The 15,887-nt window shown below is 67.0% G+C and carries 15 protein-coding genes and 1 riboswitch; of the genes, 10 read left to right on the top strand and 5 right to left on the bottom strand.

All coding sequences use genetic code 11. The annotated features are described in order from the left end of the window. Positions 1 to 22: 22 nt before the first annotated feature. The 3 genes from dapF to ACFOPH_RS17375 are packed head-to-tail and all read right to left on the bottom strand — an operon-like array spanning position 23 to position 2,606. Positions 23 to 886, bottom strand: a complete 864-nt coding sequence (gene dapF, locus ACFOPH_RS17385; protein ID WP_312552440.1) for a diaminopimelate epimerase — start codon at positions 884 to 886, stop codon at positions 23 to 25. An 8-nt stretch (positions 887 to 894) separates the two neighbouring features. Further along, positions 895 to 1,758 (bottom strand): LpxL/LpxP family acyltransferase, encoded by an 864-nt coding sequence (locus tag ACFOPH_RS17380; RefSeq protein WP_312552442.1) that lies wholly within the window; start codon positions 1,756 to 1,758, stop codon positions 895 to 897. Beyond that, positions 1,755 to 2,606, bottom strand: coding sequence for a lysophospholipid acyltransferase family protein (locus tag ACFOPH_RS17375; protein ID WP_312552443.1), 852 nt, complete (start codon positions 2,604 to 2,606; stop codon positions 1,755 to 1,757). The genes ACFOPH_RS17380 and ACFOPH_RS17375 overlap by 4 nt, the downstream gene beginning before the upstream one ends. 186 nt (positions 2,607 to 2,792) lie before the next feature. On the opposite strand from ACFOPH_RS17375, the gene metK reads away from it, so the two are divergent. The 4 genes from metK to metF all read left to right on the top strand — a co-directional run bounded on the left by metK (position 2,793) and on the right by metF (position 7,100). Beyond that, positions 2,793 to 3,959, top strand: a complete 1,167-nt coding sequence (gene metK / locus ACFOPH_RS17370; RefSeq protein ID WP_312552444.1) for a methionine adenosyltransferase — start codon at positions 2,793 to 2,795, stop codon at positions 3,957 to 3,959. A gap of 314 nt (positions 3,960 to 4,273) precedes the next feature. Further along, a riboswitch (S-adenosyl-L-homocysteine riboswitch) is annotated at positions 4,274 to 4,346 on the top strand. 26 nt (positions 4,347 to 4,372) lie between these two features. Next, positions 4,373 to 5,785, top strand: a complete 1,413-nt coding sequence (gene ahcY, locus ACFOPH_RS17365; protein WP_312552445.1) for an adenosylhomocysteinase — start codon at positions 4,373 to 4,375, stop codon at positions 5,783 to 5,785. Positions 5,786 to 5,926: 141 nt separating this feature from the next. Next, positions 5,927 to 6,280 carry a phage holin family protein gene (locus ACFOPH_RS17360; RefSeq protein ID WP_312552446.1) on the top strand — a complete coding sequence of 118 codons (354 nt, stop codon included), beginning with the start codon at positions 5,927 to 5,929 and terminating at the stop codon, positions 6,278 to 6,280. Next, complete coding sequence (gene metF, locus ACFOPH_RS17355) at positions 6,267 to 7,100, top strand: methylenetetrahydrofolate reductase [NAD(P)H] (RefSeq protein ID WP_312552448.1); 834 nt, start codon at positions 6,267 to 6,269, stop codon at positions 7,098 to 7,100. Before ACFOPH_RS17360 ends, metF begins: the two co-directional genes overlap by 14 nt. Positions 7,101 to 7,151: 51 nt before the next feature. On the opposite strand, the gene ACFOPH_RS17350 is transcribed toward metF, so the two are convergent. Continuing rightward, entirely contained in the window at positions 7,152 to 7,682 is a 531-nt protein-coding gene (locus tag ACFOPH_RS17350; protein ID WP_312552450.1) for a 5-formyltetrahydrofolate cyclo-ligase, read from the bottom strand. Positions 7,683 to 7,815: 133 nt separating this feature from the next. On the opposite strand from ACFOPH_RS17350, the gene ACFOPH_RS17345 reads away from it, so the two are divergent. The 6 genes from ACFOPH_RS17345 to ACFOPH_RS17320 all read left to right on the top strand — a co-directional run bounded on the left by ACFOPH_RS17345 (position 7,816) and on the right by ACFOPH_RS17320 (position 15,179). Next, complete coding sequence (locus tag ACFOPH_RS17345) at positions 7,816 to 9,813, top strand: lytic transglycosylase domain-containing protein (RefSeq protein WP_379737955.1); 1,998 nt, start codon at positions 7,816 to 7,818, stop codon at positions 9,811 to 9,813. Between the two features lie 35 nt (positions 9,814 to 9,848). Continuing rightward, the gene (locus ACFOPH_RS17340) at positions 9,849 to 10,811 is read left to right on the top strand and encodes a complex I NDUFA9 subunit family protein (protein WP_312550602.1); all 963 of its coding nucleotides are present in this window, start codon (positions 9,849 to 9,851) and stop codon (positions 10,809 to 10,811) included. 29 nt (positions 10,812 to 10,840) lie between these two features. After that, entirely contained in the window at positions 10,841 to 11,560 is a 720-nt protein-coding gene (locus ACFOPH_RS17335) for a glutathione S-transferase family protein (protein WP_312550603.1), read from the top strand. Between the two features lie 14 nt (positions 11,561 to 11,574). Next, positions 11,575 to 12,783: a multifunctional CCA addition/repair protein gene (locus tag ACFOPH_RS17330; protein ID WP_312550604.1), complete on the top strand. Its 1,209-nt coding sequence runs from the start codon at positions 11,575 to 11,577 to the stop codon at positions 12,781 to 12,783. 111 nt (positions 12,784 to 12,894) lie between these two features. Further along, positions 12,895 to 14,442, top strand: coding sequence for a diguanylate cyclase (locus tag ACFOPH_RS17325; RefSeq protein ID WP_312550605.1), 1,548 nt, complete (start codon positions 12,895 to 12,897; stop codon positions 14,440 to 14,442). A 71-nt stretch (positions 14,443 to 14,513) separates the two neighbouring features. Next, a complete protein-coding gene (locus ACFOPH_RS17320) occupies positions 14,514 to 15,179 on the top strand; it encodes a GNAT family N-acetyltransferase (RefSeq protein ID WP_312550606.1) in 666 nt (221 codons plus the stop codon). A gap of 159 nt (positions 15,180 to 15,338) precedes the next feature. Here ACFOPH_RS17320 and ACFOPH_RS17315 read toward each other — a convergent pair whose 3' ends face one another. Next, the gene (locus ACFOPH_RS17315; RefSeq protein WP_312550607.1) at positions 15,339 to 15,854 is read right to left on the bottom strand and encodes an Lrp/AsnC family transcriptional regulator; all 516 of its coding nucleotides are present in this window, start codon (positions 15,852 to 15,854) and stop codon (positions 15,339 to 15,341) included. Between the last annotated feature and the right edge of the window lie 33 nt (positions 15,855 to 15,887).

Genomic DNA, 15,887 nt, shown 5'->3' with positions numbered 1-15,887 from the left:
ACCCAGGCTGGCGGCGGGCGGATTACAGCTCGATTTCGCCTTCGAAGACAGTGACGGCCGGACCGCTCAGGTAGACCGGCTGGCCTTCGCCGGCCCAGGCAATCGACAATTCGCCGCCGCGCGCCGACACCCGCACCGGCGAGTCGAGCAGGCCGCGTCGGATGCCCGCCACGACGGCGGCGCAGGCGCCGGTGCCGCAGGCCAGGGTCTCGCCGGCGCCGCGTTCGTACACGCGCAGTTTCACATGCTGGCGCTGCACCACCTGCATGAAGCCGGCATTCACGCGCTTCGGGAAGCGCGGGTGGTGTTCGATTTGCGGACCGAGTTCGGCCACCGGTGCCTTGTCGACATCGTCGACCGTCTGCACGGCGTGTGGATTGCCCATCGAGACCACGGACACGAATACGGTGTGTTCCGCGCCGCCCTGGCGCAGGGACAGCGGCCACAGCGTGTCGCGCCCCTCGGAGCGGCCTGCCAGCCCCTCCCTGTCGAACGGCACGGCGGCCGGTTCCAGCACCGGCGCACCCATGTCGACCGTCACGCTGCCGTCGTCTTCCAGGCGCGGCTCGATGATGCCGGCCATGGTCTGGACGCGGATACTGCGCTTAGCGGTCAAACCTTTCTCGCTGACGAAACGGACAAAAGCGCGCGAGCCGTTGCCGCACTGCTCGACCTCGCCGCCGTCGCTATTGAAGATGCGGTAGCGGAAGTCGCAACCGGGATCGAGCGGGCGCTCGACGACCAGGATCTGGTCGGCGCCGACGCCGAAGCGGCGGTCGCCCAGGCGGCGCCACTGCTCGGTGCCGAAGTCGATCTGCTGGTTGATGGCGTCGATCACGACGAAGTCGTTGCCCGCGCCGTGCATCTTGGTGAACTTGAGTTTCATTCTATATATCAGTCGTACAGGGAAGGCTCGCCCGGCGGACGGGTCTTGAAGCGTTTATGGGTCCAGAAGTATTCGGCCGGCGCTTCGCGCACGCGCTCTTCGATGAAGGCGTTCATGCGGCGCGTGGCCTCGGTCATGTCGGTGCCCGGGTAGTTTTCCCAGGCCGGGTAGAAGCGCACGCGCCAGCCCTGGTAGTTCGGCAGGAAGGTCGCCACCACCGGGATGACTTTCGCGCCCGTGGTGGCGGCGATGCGGCCCAGGGCCGTGAGTGTCGCGGCCGGCACGCCGAAGAAGGGCACGAATTCGGCGTCCTTCTCGCCGAAATCCATGTCCGGCAGCATGAAGTAGGGCAGGCCGTCGCGCAGCGCGCGCAGGATCGGCTTGATGCCTTCCTTGCGCGTCACCAGTCGCACCGGGCCATAGCGTTCGCGGCCATGGCGCAGCAGTTTGTCGAACGCTTCGTTCTTCTGCGGCACGTACATGCTGCACACCGGGATCACGCGCGCGGCGACGCCGGCCACGTCCAGGCACACGAAGTGCGGGCACAGCAGGATGGTGGGACCGGCTTCCATCTCGGCCTGCGGCACCGCCGGTTCCACCTTGATCAGGCTGCGCACGCGTTCTTCCGACGCCCACCACAAAATGGAGCGCTCGAAGATACTGCGCGAATAGCCCTGGAAGTGGCGATGGGCGATGGTGCGCCTTTCCTTTTCCGACAGCTCCGGCATGCACAGGCGCAGGTTGGTCAGGGCGATCTTGCGGCGCTTGCCGAGGATCAGGTATATCAGGCTGCCGACGGCTTCGCCAAAACGCCCGAGCACGGGCAGTGGCAGCCAGTGCAGCAGCCACATGAATGCGATGGCGATCCTCATGCGACGGCCTCGGCTTGCGGCGCGTCCACACCCTGTGGTTGCTTGTAGCGGTTATAGCTCCAGAAATACTGGGCCGGGCAACGGGAGATCAATTGTTCCATCGAGCGGTTGATGCTCGCCGCCTGTTCTGCCGGCGTGCCCGTCAAGTCGCCGTCGAAGGGCACGAAACGCACGACGTAGCCGCGGCCTTGCGGCAGGCGCTCGGCATAGACCAGCAGGATGTCGGCCTTGCCCAGCTGGGCCAGCTTGGCGGGCAGGGTCATGGTGTAGGCAGTGCGCCCGAACCACGGCGCCCAGGTGCCTTCGCCTTCCTGCGGCACCTGGTCGGGCAGCAGGCCGATCGGCTGGCCGCTTTTGAGGGTCTTGGCCAGGATCCGCACGCCCGACAGGTTGGCCGGGGCCAGGTGCAGGTTGTGGCGGGCCCTGGCGCCTTCGACCAGGGGTTTCAGGGCGCTCTTGCGCGGCGGCCGGTACATGACGGTGAGCGCCGTGTGCAGGGCGATCTGCTGGGCGGTCATCTCGAAGCAGCCCAGGTGTGGCGTTAAAAACACAATGCCGCGGCCGGCGTCGAGCGTGCGCTGGACCAGGTCCCAGTTCTCGATGCTGGCGTGGCGCGCCACGCGTTCCGGCTTGCCGCACCAGACGAAGGCCAGTTCGACGATGGCCTTGCCGGCCTCGGCGACGGCGGCGCGGCGGTAGGCGCTATAGCCGGCCTGGGCCAGGTTGGCGTCGAGGCGGCGGCGGTACGAAGGGGACAGCAGGTAGACCAGCCAGCCCAGCGCGGCACCGAGGGCGTGCAGCAGGCGCAGGGGAAATATGGAGAGAACTCTGAATAGGATAACTAACATGCGATTGATCGGCGTTCAGGACGAGCAGGCCTGCTCTGCCAAAAATTTCTTAAAGGAGCGTAAAATACCACTTTACGCAGGATCCGCCGAGTTAATAGACAACTTGCGAAGCGGAATATAAATGTCGCTAAAGCGTCGCAGGCACATGTTGCTGCGGCAGTTTTTTGAACAGTAACAGGAGCCTTCATGTCCAACGACTACCTCTTCACTTCCGAATCCGTCTCGGAAGGCCATCCCGACAAAGTTGCCGACCAGATCTCGGACGCGATCCTCGACGCGATCTTCGAGCAGGATCCGCGCGCCCGCGTCGCTGCCGAAACGCTGTGCAACACCGGCCTGGTGGTATTGGCCGGCGAGATCACGACCCACGCGAACGTCGATTATATTCGCGTTGCACGCGATACCATCAAGCGCATCGGCTACGACAACACCGATTTCGGCATCGACTACAAGGGTTGCGCCGTCATGGTCTGCTACGACAAGCAGTCGCCGGACATCGCCCAGGGCGTCGACGAAGGCGCCGGCCTCGACCTCGACCAGGGCGCGGGCGACCAGGGCCTGATGTTCGGCTATGCCTGCGACGAGACCGCCGAGCTGATGCCGGCCGCCATCCACTACGCGCACCGCCTGGTCGAGCGCCAGTCGCAGCTGCGCAAGGACGGCCGCCTGCCATGGCTGCGCCCGGACGCGAAATCCCAGGTCACGCTGCGCTACGTCGACGGCCGCCCGGTTGCCGTGGACACCGTGGTGCTCTCGACTCAGCACCACCCGGACGTCACCCACTCGCAGATCGAGGAAGCCGTGATCGAAGAGATCATCAAGCCGATCCTGCCGCGCGAGTGGCTGCAAGGCACGCGCTACCTGGTCAACCCGACCGGCCGTTTCGTCATCGGCGGCCCGCAGGGCGACTGCGGCCTGACCGGCCGCAAGATCATCGTCGACACCTACGGCGGCGCAGCCCCGCACGGCGGCGGCGCGTTCTCTGGCAAGGACCCGTCCAAGGTCGACCGCTCGGCCGCTTATGCCGCGCGTTACGTGGCGAAGAACATCGTCGCCGCCGGCCTGGCGCGCCAGTGCCAGGTGCAGGTCAGCTACGCGATCGGCGTGGCCAAGCCGATCAACATCACCGTCTACACCGAAGGCACCGGCGTCATCTCCGACGAGAAGATCGCCCAGCTGGTGATGGAACACTTCGACCTGCGCCCGAAAGGCATCGTGCAAATGCTCGACCTGCTGCGCCCGATCTACGCCAAGACGGCCGCCTACGGCCACTTCGGCCGCGAAGAGCCGGAGTTCACCTGGGAGCGCACCGACAAGGCCGCGCTGCTGCGCGCCGAAGCCGGCCTGGCGTAATCGTAGGAAAAACGGCCGTCAGCCTGAAGGCGGATGGCCGTTCGTAGGGTGGGCACCTGTGCCCACGCGGTATGGTGCTTGTGCACGCCACTGGTGTTCGCTTCGGCGGCGTCCGGGATGGTCGAATGCGCCATGCCATGTGGGTTCAAGAACCCACCCTACACAACTGGCGGCTTCGGTCATGGCCGGATGCTCAAACGTGCCATACCGCGTGGACTCAGGAGTCCACCCTACAACACCTGCCCCCCATGTTGCAGGTGCAGCAAATCCAGCGCCACCCAAGCCATCCCGGCCTTGGTCGTGCTAAACTATCCCGTTCCGAGGAGCGTTGCGACGAAAGAATCTCTTTCGCCAGGCTCGGATATCAAGCAACCGCGCTCACGTTACTTTTTTCTAACTGAAAGGAGGGCGTGATGAGCGCCGTACTGAAAGAAACCCAAGACTTCCACATTGCCGACCTCTCCCTGGCTGCCTGGGGCGAGAAGGAAATCCGCATCGCCGAAACCGAGATGCCGGGCCTGATGGCGATCCGCGAAGAATACGCAGCAAGCCAGCCCCTGAAGGGCGCGCGCATCGCCGGCTCGCTGCACATGACCATCCAGACCGCCGTGCTGATCCGCACGCTGGAAGCCCTCGGCGCGCAAGTGCGCTGGGCCTCGTGCAACATCTACTCGACCCAGGACCACGCCGCCGCCGCCATCGCTTCGGTCGGCACCCCGGTGTTCGCCGTCAAGGGCGAAACCCTGGACGAGTACTGGGAATACACCCACCGCATCTTCGAATGGCCGGGCGACAACCACGCCAACATGATCCTCGACGACGGCGGCGACGCGACCCTGCTGCTGCACCTGGGCACCCGCGCCGAAAAGGACATCTCGGTGCTGGCGAATCCGGGTTCGGACGAAGAAATCTGCCTGTTCAACGCGATCAAGGGTCGCCTGGCGCGCGATCCGCAGTGGTACTCGAAGCGCCTGCCATGCATCCTGGGCGTGACCGAAGAGACCACCACCGGCGTGCACCGCCTGTACCAGATGCACCAGGAAGGCAAGCTGGCCTTCCCGGCGATCAACGTCAACGATTCCGTCACCAAGTCGAAGTTCGACAACCTGTACGGCTGCCGCGAATCGCTGGTCGACGGCATCAAGCGCGCCACCGACGTGATGGTCGCCGGCAAGATCGCCGTCATCGCCGGTTACGGTGACGTCGGCAAGGGCTCCGCCCAGGCCATGCGCGCCTTGTCGGCGCAGGTGTGGGTCACCGAGATCGACCCGATCTGCGCACTGCAGGCGGCGATGGAAGGCTACCGCGTCGTGACCATGGACTACGCCGCCGAACACGGCGACATCTTTGTTACCTGCACCGGCAACTACCACGTCATCACCGAAGAGCACATGCTCAAGATGAAGGACCAGGCGATCGTCTGCAACATCGGCCACTTCGACAACGAGATCGAAGTCGCCGCGCTCAAGAAGTACGAGTGGGAAAACATCAAGCCACAGGTCGACCACGTGATCTTCCCGTCGGGCCGCCGCATCATCCTGCTGGCCGAAGGCCGCCTGGTGAACCTGGGCTGCGGCACCGGTCACCCGTCGTACGTGATGAGCTCGTCGTTCGCGAACCAGACCATCGCCCAGATCGAGCTGTTCGCCAACACCGACAAGTACCCGGTCGGCGTCTACACGCTGCCGAAGCACCTGGACGAGAAGGTCGCACGCCTGCAACTGAAGAAGCTCAACGCCCAGCTGACCACGCTGACCGACGAGCAGGCCGCCTACATCTCGGTGCAGAAGGAAGGCCCGTACAAGCCGGACCACTACCGCTATTAATAAGCGGTCAGCGGGCGCCGCGCGCGCCCGTGCCGGCCCTGCTGCGTGCGGCGGTTTCGCTGCAAGAGACACGCAGCTTGCGGGAGCGGAAGCTCGTTCCCGCGACCCAACAACAAGAAACGTACACGAAAGAAGCTGAACATGCGCCTGCTCCTGACCTGGCTGATCAACGCTGCCGCGTTGATGGCCCTGCCTTACCTGATGCATTCCGTCGCCGTCAGCAATGTCGGCACCGCCCTGATCGCCGCGCTGGTGCTGGGCCTGGTCAACACGCTGATCCGGCCGCTGCTGGTCCTGCTGACCTTGCCCGTCACGCTGCTGTCGATGGGGCTGTTCATCCTGGTGATCAACGCCTTCCTGTTCTGGCTGGTGTCGCACTGGGTGGAAGGCTTCGAGGTGGCGGGCTTCTGGTCGGCTTTCCTGGCGGCGATCCTGTACAGCGTGATTTCGTGGGCGCTTTCTACCTTGCTCCTGAAAGACGATGGAAACGCATAACTTCAGCATCGAGTTCTTCCCGCCCAAGACCCCCGAGGGCGCGGAAAAGCTGCGCGCCACGCGCCGCCAGCTGGCTGAACTGTCGCCGACGTATTTCTCGGTGACTTTCGGCGCCGGCGGGTCGACCCAGCAGGGCACGCTCGACACCGTGCTCGACATCATGGCCGACGGCCACCCGGCCGCGCCCCACCTGTCGTGCATCGGCGCCACGCGCGAATCGATCCGCGCCCTGCTCAAGCAATTCCAGCAACACGGCATCCGTCGCCTGGTGGCGCTGCGCGGCGACTTGCCGAGCGGCTACGGCGGCGCCGGCGAACTGCGCTACGCCAACGAACTGGTCGAGTTCATCCGCCAGGAAACCGGCGACTGGTTCCACATCGAAGTGGCGGCCTATCCGGAAATGCATCCACAGGCCCGTTCGCCCCAGGACGACCTGCAGAACTTCGCGCGCAAGGTCCATGCGGGCGCGAACGCCGCGATCACCCAGTACTTCTACAATGCCGACGCCTATTTCCAATTCGTCGACAACGTGCGCAAGATGGGCATCGAGGTGCCAATCGTGGCCGGCATCATGCCGATCACGAACTACACGCAACTGATGCGTTTCTCCGACATGTGCGGCGCCGAGATTCCGCGTTGGGTGCGCCTCAAGCTGGCCAGCTTCGGCGACGACAGCGCCTCGATCAAGGCCTTCGGCCTGGACGTGGTCTCCAGTCTGTGCGAACGCCTGCTGGCAGGCGGCGCGCCAGGCCTGCACTTCTACAGCATGAACCAGGCGGTGGCGACCACCGCCATCTGGAAGCGCCTGACCGGTAAATAAGGTGGCGGAAATGGAAAGTCCCGGCGGCGCAGGCGCGTCGCCGGGATTTTTTTATTCCACGTCGGTTTCCTCGGTGACGATCAGGTCGAGCGGCACGTCGTGCGCGTCGGCATCGAAAGCGGCGGCCTGGCAGGCGTAGGCGATGCCCAGCGTTGCCGGGCGCACGCCGCCGGCCAGGGTGCGGTCGTAGAAGCCGCCACCGTAGCCGAGCCGGTAACCGTGCTCGTTGAACCCGAGGCAGGGAACCAGCAGGGCGGGCGGACGCTCCACCATGCGCAGCGTGGCCGGCACCGCCACGCCCATCGGATCGCTGACCATCGCTTCGCCGGGCGTCCAGGCGGCAAAGGCCAGCGGCGCATGGCGTTCGAGCACCACCGGCAGCGCCAGCGCGGCGCCTTCCTGCACCAGGGCGCGGTAGGTGCCGCTCAAGTCCGCTTCGCCGCTGAGCGGCCAGTACACGGCCAGCAGGGGCGGACGCGTGCGGCGCCACCAGGCCAGCACCTGCGCGCCGATACGGCGGTCACGCTCGGCCTTGCCCGCGTCATCGAGGGCGGCGCGCTGGGCTTTGAGGTGTTTGCGCAACGCTGCCTTGGCCGCCGCGCTCACTCTTGCCTCCAAAGACGCCCCGCTTGAGCCGTTCTCTGGCGGCACGATTGATGTGCATGGTATTCTTGATTCGCCGGTCATGATATCGAATGAGGGTAGAAAAGCTGTGTTGTTGTTTCCGTGGAAATTGATAGCCGGCGCAGTCCTTGCCGCCACCAGTCTCGCCGCCCTGGCCGAGGCCCCGCAGGCGGTGCCGCCCGTACCGGGCGCCTCCTCGGTCCCGGCCGCGCCGGGCGCCGCTCCGGCGGTCGACGCCGCCAGCGCCGAGGATGACACATTCCTGCTGCTGCGCGAAGCGGTGCGCCAGAACGACGCCGCCCGCGCCAACGCGCTGGCCTCGCGCCTGCCGGACTACGTGCTCCCAGGCTACGTCGACTATTATCGTCTCAAACCGCGTTTGCGCGACGCCACGCCGGACGAGGTGCGCGCCGTGCTGCGCCGCCACGAGGGCAGCGCGATCGCCGAACGCCTGCGCGCCGACTGGCTGATCGAGCTCGGGCGCCAGCGCGACTGGAACAACTTCGAGCACGAAATGCGCCAGCTCGCCGGCACCCCCGAGCTGCAGGTGCGCTGCTATGGCTTGCAGGCGCGCGCGCTGCGCGGCGAACGGGTAGGGCCGGAAGCGCGTGCCTTGCTGACCAATCCGCCCGCTTACGGCGAGGGTTGCGCCGCCTTGATGACCCAGCTGGTGCAGATGAATCAACTGGGCCAGGACGATTTGCTGGTGCAGCTGCGCCTGGCCGGCGAAATGGGCGCCACCGGTCCTTCGCGTCGCATCGCCCAGCTGCTCGGCGCCTCGGATACCCGCGCCGCGCAGGCGGTCGACGTGCCGGCGGTGGCGATGGCGCGCGGCATCGGCGCGAACCGCGCCGAGCACGAGATCTACCTGGTCGCGCTGGGCCGCATGGCGCGCACCAGCCTCAAATTGGCCGTGGTCGCGCTCGAGAAGAACAGCGCCAAGCTGAACAAGGAAGAGCGCGCGATCGGCTGGGCCAACCTGGCCCTGGCCGCCTCGATCGCGCTGTCGCCCGACGCCCACGACTACTGGAAGCGTGCCGAAGGCGCGCCGCTGTCGAACTTCCAGCTCGAATGGAAGACCCGCATGGCGCTGCGCCGCGGCGACTGGAAGACGGTCGCCGCCACCATCGACGCCATGCCGGCCGGCCTGGCTGCCGAATCGGGCTGGATCTACTGGCGCGGGCGTGCCTACGCGGCGCAGAACCGCAAGGACGAGGGCGAGGCCCTGTTCCGCCGGATCGCTACCCAGAACAATTTCTATGGCCAACTGGCGATGGAAGAGCTGGGCGAACTGGTGACGATCCCGCCTGCGGCCGCGCCGCCGACGCCGGGCGAAGTGGCCTATGTGGCGGCCTTGCCGGCGATGAAGCAGGCCATGAAATTCTATGCCCTGCGCCTGCGCCCGGAAGGCAACCGCGAGTGGAGCTGGGCGCTGCGCGGCCTGTCCGACCGCCAGCTGCTCGCCGCCGCCGAGTATGCGCGCCGCAACGACCTGCTCGACCGCATGGTCGAGACCTCGCTGCGCACCCGCAACGAGCTCGATTTCGACCAGCGCTTCCCGGCGCCGCACAACGACATCCTGCATCCGACGGCAAAGAACCTGTCGCTCGACACCGCCTGGGTGTATGGCCTGATCCGCCAGGAATCGCGTTTCATTTCCGACGCACGCTCGGGCGTGGGCGCCTCCGGCCTGATGCAGGTGATGCCGGCCACCGGCAAGTGGGTGGCGGCGAAAATCGGGCTCACCGACTTCGTGCACGACATGCTCAACGACCTGCGCACCAACATCACGCTCGGCGCCAATTACATGAACATGGTGCTGGAAAACAATGGCGGCTCGCAGGTGCTGGCCACCGCCGCCTACAATGCCGGCCCGGCGCGCTCGCGCACCTGGCGCGGCCAGCTCGAGGCGCCGATGGAGGGGGCAGTGTTCGTCGAGTCGATCCCGTTCACCGAGACCCGAACCTACGTGCGCAACGTGATGTCGAACGCAACGAACTACGCCGCGCTGTTCGAGCGGCGGCCGCAGTCGCTCAAGGCGCGCCTGGGAACGATCGCCCCGCGCGGTGCCGCGAGCGGACTCCCCTGACGCGATACCGAAACGGTTTATCAGACGAGGACCCCATGCGCGACCTGTCGGTGGTGGTATTTGGCGGTTCCGGATTCATCGGCAGTCACTTGCTGGCGCTGCTGGCCGAGGAAAGCATCCCCGCGCTGGTGCCGACGCGCCACGCCGCGCGCGTGCGCCACCTGACGACCCTGCCCGGGGTCGACGTGGTCGAGGCCGACATCCACGACGATGCCACCCTGCGCCGCCTGCTGGACGGGCATACGGCGGCGATCAACCTGGTCGGCATCCTGCACGGCAGCCGCGCCCAGCCTTACGGGCCGGAGTTCCGGCGCGCCCACGTCGACCTGCCGCGCCGCATCGTCGAAGCCTGCGCCGTCATGGGCGTCGAGCGCTACCTGCACATGAGCGCGCTCGGCGCCAGCGTCGAGGGCCCCTCGATGTACCAGCGCTCGAAGGCCGACGGCGAGCTGGCCGCGCGCAGCCGGCCGGAGGTGGCGGCGACCATCTTCCGGCCCTCGGTCGTGTTCGGCCCGGGCGACAACTTCCTGACCGTGTTCGCGCGGCTGCAGCGGCGCTTTCCCGTCATCCCCCTGGCCTGCGCCTCGGCGGTATTCCAGCCGGTCTACGTCGGCGACGTCGCCCAGGCCTTCCTCAACGCGCTGCGCGATCCGGCCGCGCGCCACCACGTCTACCAGCTCGGCGGGCCGAACGTCTACACCCTGGCCGAGCTGGTGCGCCTGGCCGGGCGCTACGCCGGCTGCGAGCGTCCGATCGTCGAACTGCCGCCGCGCCTGGCCCGGCTGCAGGCGCGCCTGTTCGAGCGGCTGCCGGGCGAGCCCCTCATCACCCGCGACAACCTCGACTCCATGAAAGTCGACAACGTGATCGATCCGGCCATCCAGGACTTGACAGCCGCGGCGCTGGGAATCAAGCTCACTGCGCTCGAAGCGGTGGCGCCGCACTACCTGGCGCCGCAGGAACCGCTCGACCGCCTGCGCGCCCGCGCCGGCCGCTAGTTGACCTCTCATCCATCGCCAGGAACGTCATGCAGACCACGGAACTCGACCCGACCCTCTCGAACACCCTTGCGCAGGCGCGCAAGCCCGGCCTCACCCTCGTCATCGGCAACAAGAACATCTCCTCGTGGTCGATGCGGCCCTGGGTCGCCGCGGTCGCATTCAACATTCCGTTCACCGAAGTGCGCCTGCTGCTCGACCAGCCCGACACCGCCGCCAACATCGCGCGCTACTCGCACGCGGGCCGGGTGCCGGTGCTGCTGGCCGGCGAGATGACGATCTGGGACAGCCTCGCCATCTGCGAATACCTGGCCGAGCAGTTCCCCGACAAGCACATGTGGCCGCAGGACGTGGTCGCGCGCGCCCTGGCGCGTTCCGTCGTGGCCGAGATGCATTCGGGCTTCCAGGCCCTGCGCAACGACATGTCGATGAACATCCAGGCCAGCCTGCCGGGCCGCGGCCGCACGCCCGGCGCCCAGGCCGACATCGGCCGCATCTGCGAGATCTGGGAAGAGTGCCTGGCGCGCTTCGGCCACCGCGCATTCCTGTTCGGCGACTTCTCGATCGCCGACGCCTTCTATGCCCCGGTGGTCACCCGCTTTAAAACCTATGGCGTGGCGCTGGCGCCGGCGCTGCAGGCCTACTGCGACCGCGTGCTGGCCCACCCGGCGGTGGCGCGCTGGGTGAACGAGGCGATGCGCGAAACCGACCCGACCCCGCTGCACGACGCGGACCTGCCGCAGGGTTGACGCACACGATGAAGATGAAGACGTATGTTGTCGGCGGCGCCGTGCGCGACGAGCTGCTCGGCCTGCCGGTGCAGGACCGCGACCACGTCGTGGTCGGCGCTACCCCGGATGACATGGTCGCCGCCGGCTTCCGCCCGGTCGGCAAGGATTTCCCGGTGTTCCTGCATCCCGAGACGCAGGAGGAATATGCCCTGGCGCGCACCGAGCGCAAGACCGCGCCCGGCTACCACGGCTTCGTGTTCCATACTTCTCCCGACGTCACCCTGGAAGACGACCTGGTGCGGCGAGATTTGACCATCAACGCCATGGCGCGTGCCGACGACGGCAGCATCCATGACCCCTACGGCGGGCAGCAGGACCTGGACGCGCGCCTGTTCCGCCACGTATCGAGCGCATTCGCCGAAGACCCGGTGCGCATCCTGCGCGTGGCGCGCTTCGCCGCGCGCTTCGCCGACTTCCGCGTGGCCGACGACACGAACGCCCTGATGCGCAGCATGGTCGAGGCGGGCGAGGTCGATGCGCTGGTGCCGGAGCGGGTATGGCAGGAACTGTCGCGTGGCCTGATGGAGCGGTGTCCCTCGCGCATGTTCGCCGTGCTGCGCGACTGCGGCGCCCTGGCGCGCATCATGCCCGAGGTCGACGCGCTGTGGGACCAATCCCGGCCGCAGTTGCAACAGCTTGAAGCGGACAACGGTGTCCGCACGATGCGGGTACTCGACCGCGCGGCGGCGTGCGGCCACACGCTGGCGGTGCGCTTCGCGGCGCTGATGCGCGAACCCGGCAGGGACGACGCGGCCGGGCGCGGCGGCCTCGATGCGATCGCCGCGCTGTGCAAGCGCCTGAAGGTGCCCAACGATTGCCGCGACCTGGCCCTGATGACGGCGCGCGAGCAAGGCGCTGTCGGCGCCGCCCCGACGTTTGATGCCGCCGCGCTGGTCGCCCTGTTCGGACGCTGCGACGCCTTGCGCAAACCCGAACGCTTCGCCGAGATGCTGCTGGCCGCCGAATGCCACGCTGTCGAGGACGGCGATGCGGCCGGCGCGGCAGCACTGCGCGCCTGGCTGCTGGCCGCGCTCGAGGTGGCGCGCGGCGTCGACGCGGGCGCCATCGCGGCCGGTTGCGGCGGCGACAAGGCGAAGATTCCGGAGGCAGTGCTCGCTGCCCGCATCGACGCCGTCGAGCGCTGGAAGGCGCAAGCGCAGCCCCCGCACGGACCCGGTTAGTTGTCGTAAATACCACGTGCGCGACTGCCGCCGCCGTTTTGATATGCTCCTGCAACTATGAGTAGATTGTTACGTTGGTCGGACAGCTTGTTTGCGGGGTGGGTGCGTCGTGTGGAAGCCTTGCATCCGCGACGGCGGCTGCAATTGATCGGCGCCGCGGCGCTGGTCCTGATCGCCTTGCTGGCGGTCCTGTACACGCGCACTACCGGGGTCGATGTCGACAACCAGAACCGCGTGATGTTCGACCTGCACGAGCTGCAGCAGCTCGATGCCGAGTGGGACGCGAACCTGCTGCGGGCCCATATCGGCAACGGCATGGCCGATGCGCGCCTGGCCGCGCCGGTCACGCAGATGCGCCAGCTGATGGACCGCCTGGAAGAAGCGCTGCCGATGACGCGCGGACGCGGCGCGCGCCAGGCCCATACGGAGCTGGCCGGAGCGCTGCGCATGAAGGCCGACCTGGTGAACGAGTTCCGCGCCCTGAACACGCCCTTGCGCACGGCCCTGCAGACGTTGCCGCCCGCGCTGGCCGACCTCAAGACCGAACTCGGCGGCATCGAGGGTGCGCTGGCGCCGGGGCGCCTGGTGGTGCGCCTGGATGCGCTGCTGAACGACCTGCTGGCCGATACGCTGCGCTACAACCTGGCGCCGTCGCCGGCGCTGGCGCGCCGCATCGAGAGCAACCTGGCCCAGATCGAGGACCAGAAGTCGCGCTTTTCGCAGGCGGTGATGGACCAGATCGACGCACTGGCGCGCGATACCCGCATCGTCCTGGCCAACCGGCCGCGCGAGAACGAGGTCGAGGCCCAGATCGCCGCGCTCGGCACGGGCGAGATGATGGCGCTGCTGGGCCGCGAGTTCGACCGTTCGTTCCAGGCCGAGGTGCTCGAGCGCCAGCGCTACCGCGGCTTCCTGTTCGCCTATTCGATCCTGCTGCTGGCCTTGCTCGCGTATGCGGGCTGGCGCCTGCGCCGCAGCTACCGCATCATCAACGACGTCAACCACCGCCTGAAGGCGGCCAACGACACGCTCGAACACCGCGTGGCCGAGCGCACCGCCGAGCTGGAAGAGCAGTCGAAGAAGCTGGCGCGCCTGGCCCAGCACGACAGCCTGACCGGGCTGGTCAACTACGGGCAGCTGACCCGCCTGCTGGAACTGGCGCTGGTGCGCGCCGCGCGCCGCGACACCGTGGTCTCGACCATGTTCATCGACCTCGACGGCTTCAAGGGCGTGAACGACACCTGGGGCCACGCCACCGGCGACCTGGTGCTGCAGCTGGTGGCGCGCCGCGTGCAAAAGGTCTTGCGCGCGGAGGACGTGCTGGCGCGCCTGGGCGGCGACGAATTCGTCATCATGCTCGAGGGCGTGAACATGCCCGAAGGCGCGCTGCGCATCGCCAAGCTGGTGCTCGAGCAGATCGAGGGCATCGTCGAGGCCGACGGCAACCCGGTCTCGATCTCGGCCAGCATCGGCATCGCCAGCGCGCGCGGCCGCGCCGGCGCCGAATGGGGCGCGGCTGCCTTGCTGGCCGATGCCGACAAGGCAATGTATGCGGCCAAGCAGGCCGGCAAGGGCACCTTCATCATCAGCCCGAACGCGCAGTGGGGCGCGCCCGATCCCGACAAGGGCGCGCACGGCGGCACGAGCCCGGCAAGCTGAGCGTAATCCGCTACAATATCCGCATGCTGCGCTGCACAATAACGAACCGCTGAACCCGATCCCGACTCCGTATGCCCGATAATCCGTTTACCCACTGGCTGGCCAGCCTGGCCGGCAAGACCGACCGTCCGGCGGTGCTGGTCAAGGCACTGGGCAAGCGCGACCGCCGGCGCATGCTCAAGCATTTCCTCGCGCTCGACGAGGGCGACCGCCTGCTGCGCTTCGGCACGGTCCTGCCGGACGAGCAGATCCACGTCTACGTGAACAAGATCGATTTTTCGCGCGACATCGTGTTCGGCGTGTTCAGCCACGTATTCCAGCTGGTCGGCGTCGGCCACCTGGCCTTCGCGCCTGCCGAGAAGGGCCGCGCCGGCACGACCACCAAGAAGCGGGTGGCCGAATTCGGCGTCTCGGTCTCGAAGTCGGCCCGCGGGCAGGGCGTCGGCACGCGCCTGTTCCAGCGCGCATCAATCCACTGCCGCAACTCCGACATCGACACCTTGTATATGCAGTGCCTGTCGAGCAACCGCACCATGATGCACATCGCCAAGAAGGCCGGGATGGAGATCAAGCGCGAGTATGGGGAAGCGGACGCCTACCTGCACCTGCCGCCGCCCAGCCCGGGCAGCGTGATGCGCGAAGCGCTGGAGGAGCAGTTTGCCGTGATCGATTACACGGTGAAGGCGAATGCGCGGGCGGCGGTGAAGTGGTTCACGCCGAAGAAGCGCAGCAAATAGGGTTTTGCCGTTGTAGGGTGGGCACTTGTGCCCACGCGGTAGAGCTGCTGGTCTGCCGATAAGCCTCGCGAAGCGCTCTCTTCCTTACCCTACCGGGGGACTTGTCGATATTCATAAGTCGTACCGCGTGGGCTCAAGAGCCCACCCTACGCCCCCCGATCACCGCGCCGCCGGCGCGTCGATCGGCAGCGCCGTCGTTTCCTTGATCCGCTGCAACGCAAAGCTCGACTTCACGTCCAGCACCGACGGATGGCGCAGCAGGGTCGCCATCATGAAGCGCGAGAAGTGGTCCATGTCTTCCACATGCACGCGCAGCAGGAAATCCATCTCCCCCGTCATCGCATAGCAGGCCACCACTTCCGGCCAGGTCGCCACCGCCTGCGCGAACTCGAAACGCGGCGAGGTCGCCGGCACGCGCGAGTTGGCCGGGCCTTCGCTGTGCTTTTCCAGGCGCACGTTGACATAGGCCAGCAGCCCCAGTCCGATCTTGTCGGGGTCGACCAGGGCCACGTATTGACGGATGACGCCGGCTTCCTCCAGCCGCTTGATACGCCGCAGGCAGGGCGAGGGCGACAGGTTCACCCGCTCGGCCACGTCCTGGTTCGACAGGCGGCCATCGGCCTGCAGGATTTCCAGGATTTTGCGGTCGGTTTTATCCAGCTCGATTTTTGACATGAATTTCCTTGCTACGGTTTGGAACCGCAATTT

It is taken from the genome of Massilia haematophila (genome assembly GCF_042647645.1).
Classification (GTDB): Bacteria; Pseudomonadota; Gammaproteobacteria; order Burkholderiales; family Burkholderiaceae_D; genus Telluria; species Telluria haematophila.
The sequence above is the reverse complement of the archived record's forward strand: the minus strand, read 5'-3'. Positions and strand labels throughout refer to the sequence as shown.

Bases quoted from the DNA above. Each gene is read 5' to 3' on its own strand.
- ACFOPH_RS17330 (WP_312550604.1), top strand. From the start codon at position 11,575: ATGAAGACGTATGTTGTCGGCGGCGCCGTGCGCGACGAGCTGCTCGGC.
- ACFOPH_RS17335 (WP_312550603.1), top strand. From the start codon at position 10,841: ATGCAGACCACGGAACTCGACCCGACCCTCTCGAACACCCTTGCGCAG.
- metK (WP_312552444.1), top strand. From the start codon at position 2,793: ATGTCCAACGACTACCTCTTCACTTCCGAATCCGTCTCGGAAGGCCAT.
- ahcY (WP_312552445.1), top strand. From the start codon at position 4,373: ATGAGCGCCGTACTGAAAGAAACCCAAGACTTCCACATTGCCGACCTC.
- dapF (WP_312552440.1), bottom strand. From the start codon at position 886: ATGAAACTCAAGTTCACCAAGATGCACGGCGCGGGCAACGACTTCGTC.
- ACFOPH_RS17340 (WP_312550602.1), top strand. From the start codon at position 9,849: ATGCGCGACCTGTCGGTGGTGGTATTTGGCGGTTCCGGATTCATCGGC.
- ACFOPH_RS17360 (WP_312552446.1), top strand. From the start codon at position 5,927: ATGCGCCTGCTCCTGACCTGGCTGATCAACGCTGCCGCGTTGATGGCC.
- ACFOPH_RS17315 (WP_312550607.1), bottom strand. From the start codon at position 15,854: ATGTCAAAAATCGAGCTGGATAAAACCGACCGCAAAATCCTGGAAATC.
- ACFOPH_RS17320 (WP_312550606.1), top strand. From the start codon at position 14,514: ATGCCCGATAATCCGTTTACCCACTGGCTGGCCAGCCTGGCCGGCAAG.
- ACFOPH_RS17375 (WP_312552443.1), bottom strand. From the start codon at position 2,606: ATGTTAGTTATCCTATTCAGAGTTCTCTCCATATTTCCCCTGCGCCTG.
- metF (WP_312552448.1), top strand. From the start codon at position 6,267: ATGGAAACGCATAACTTCAGCATCGAGTTCTTCCCGCCCAAGACCCCC.
- ACFOPH_RS17380 (WP_312552442.1), bottom strand. From the start codon at position 1,758: ATGAGGATCGCCATCGCATTCATGTGGCTGCTGCACTGGCTGCCACTG.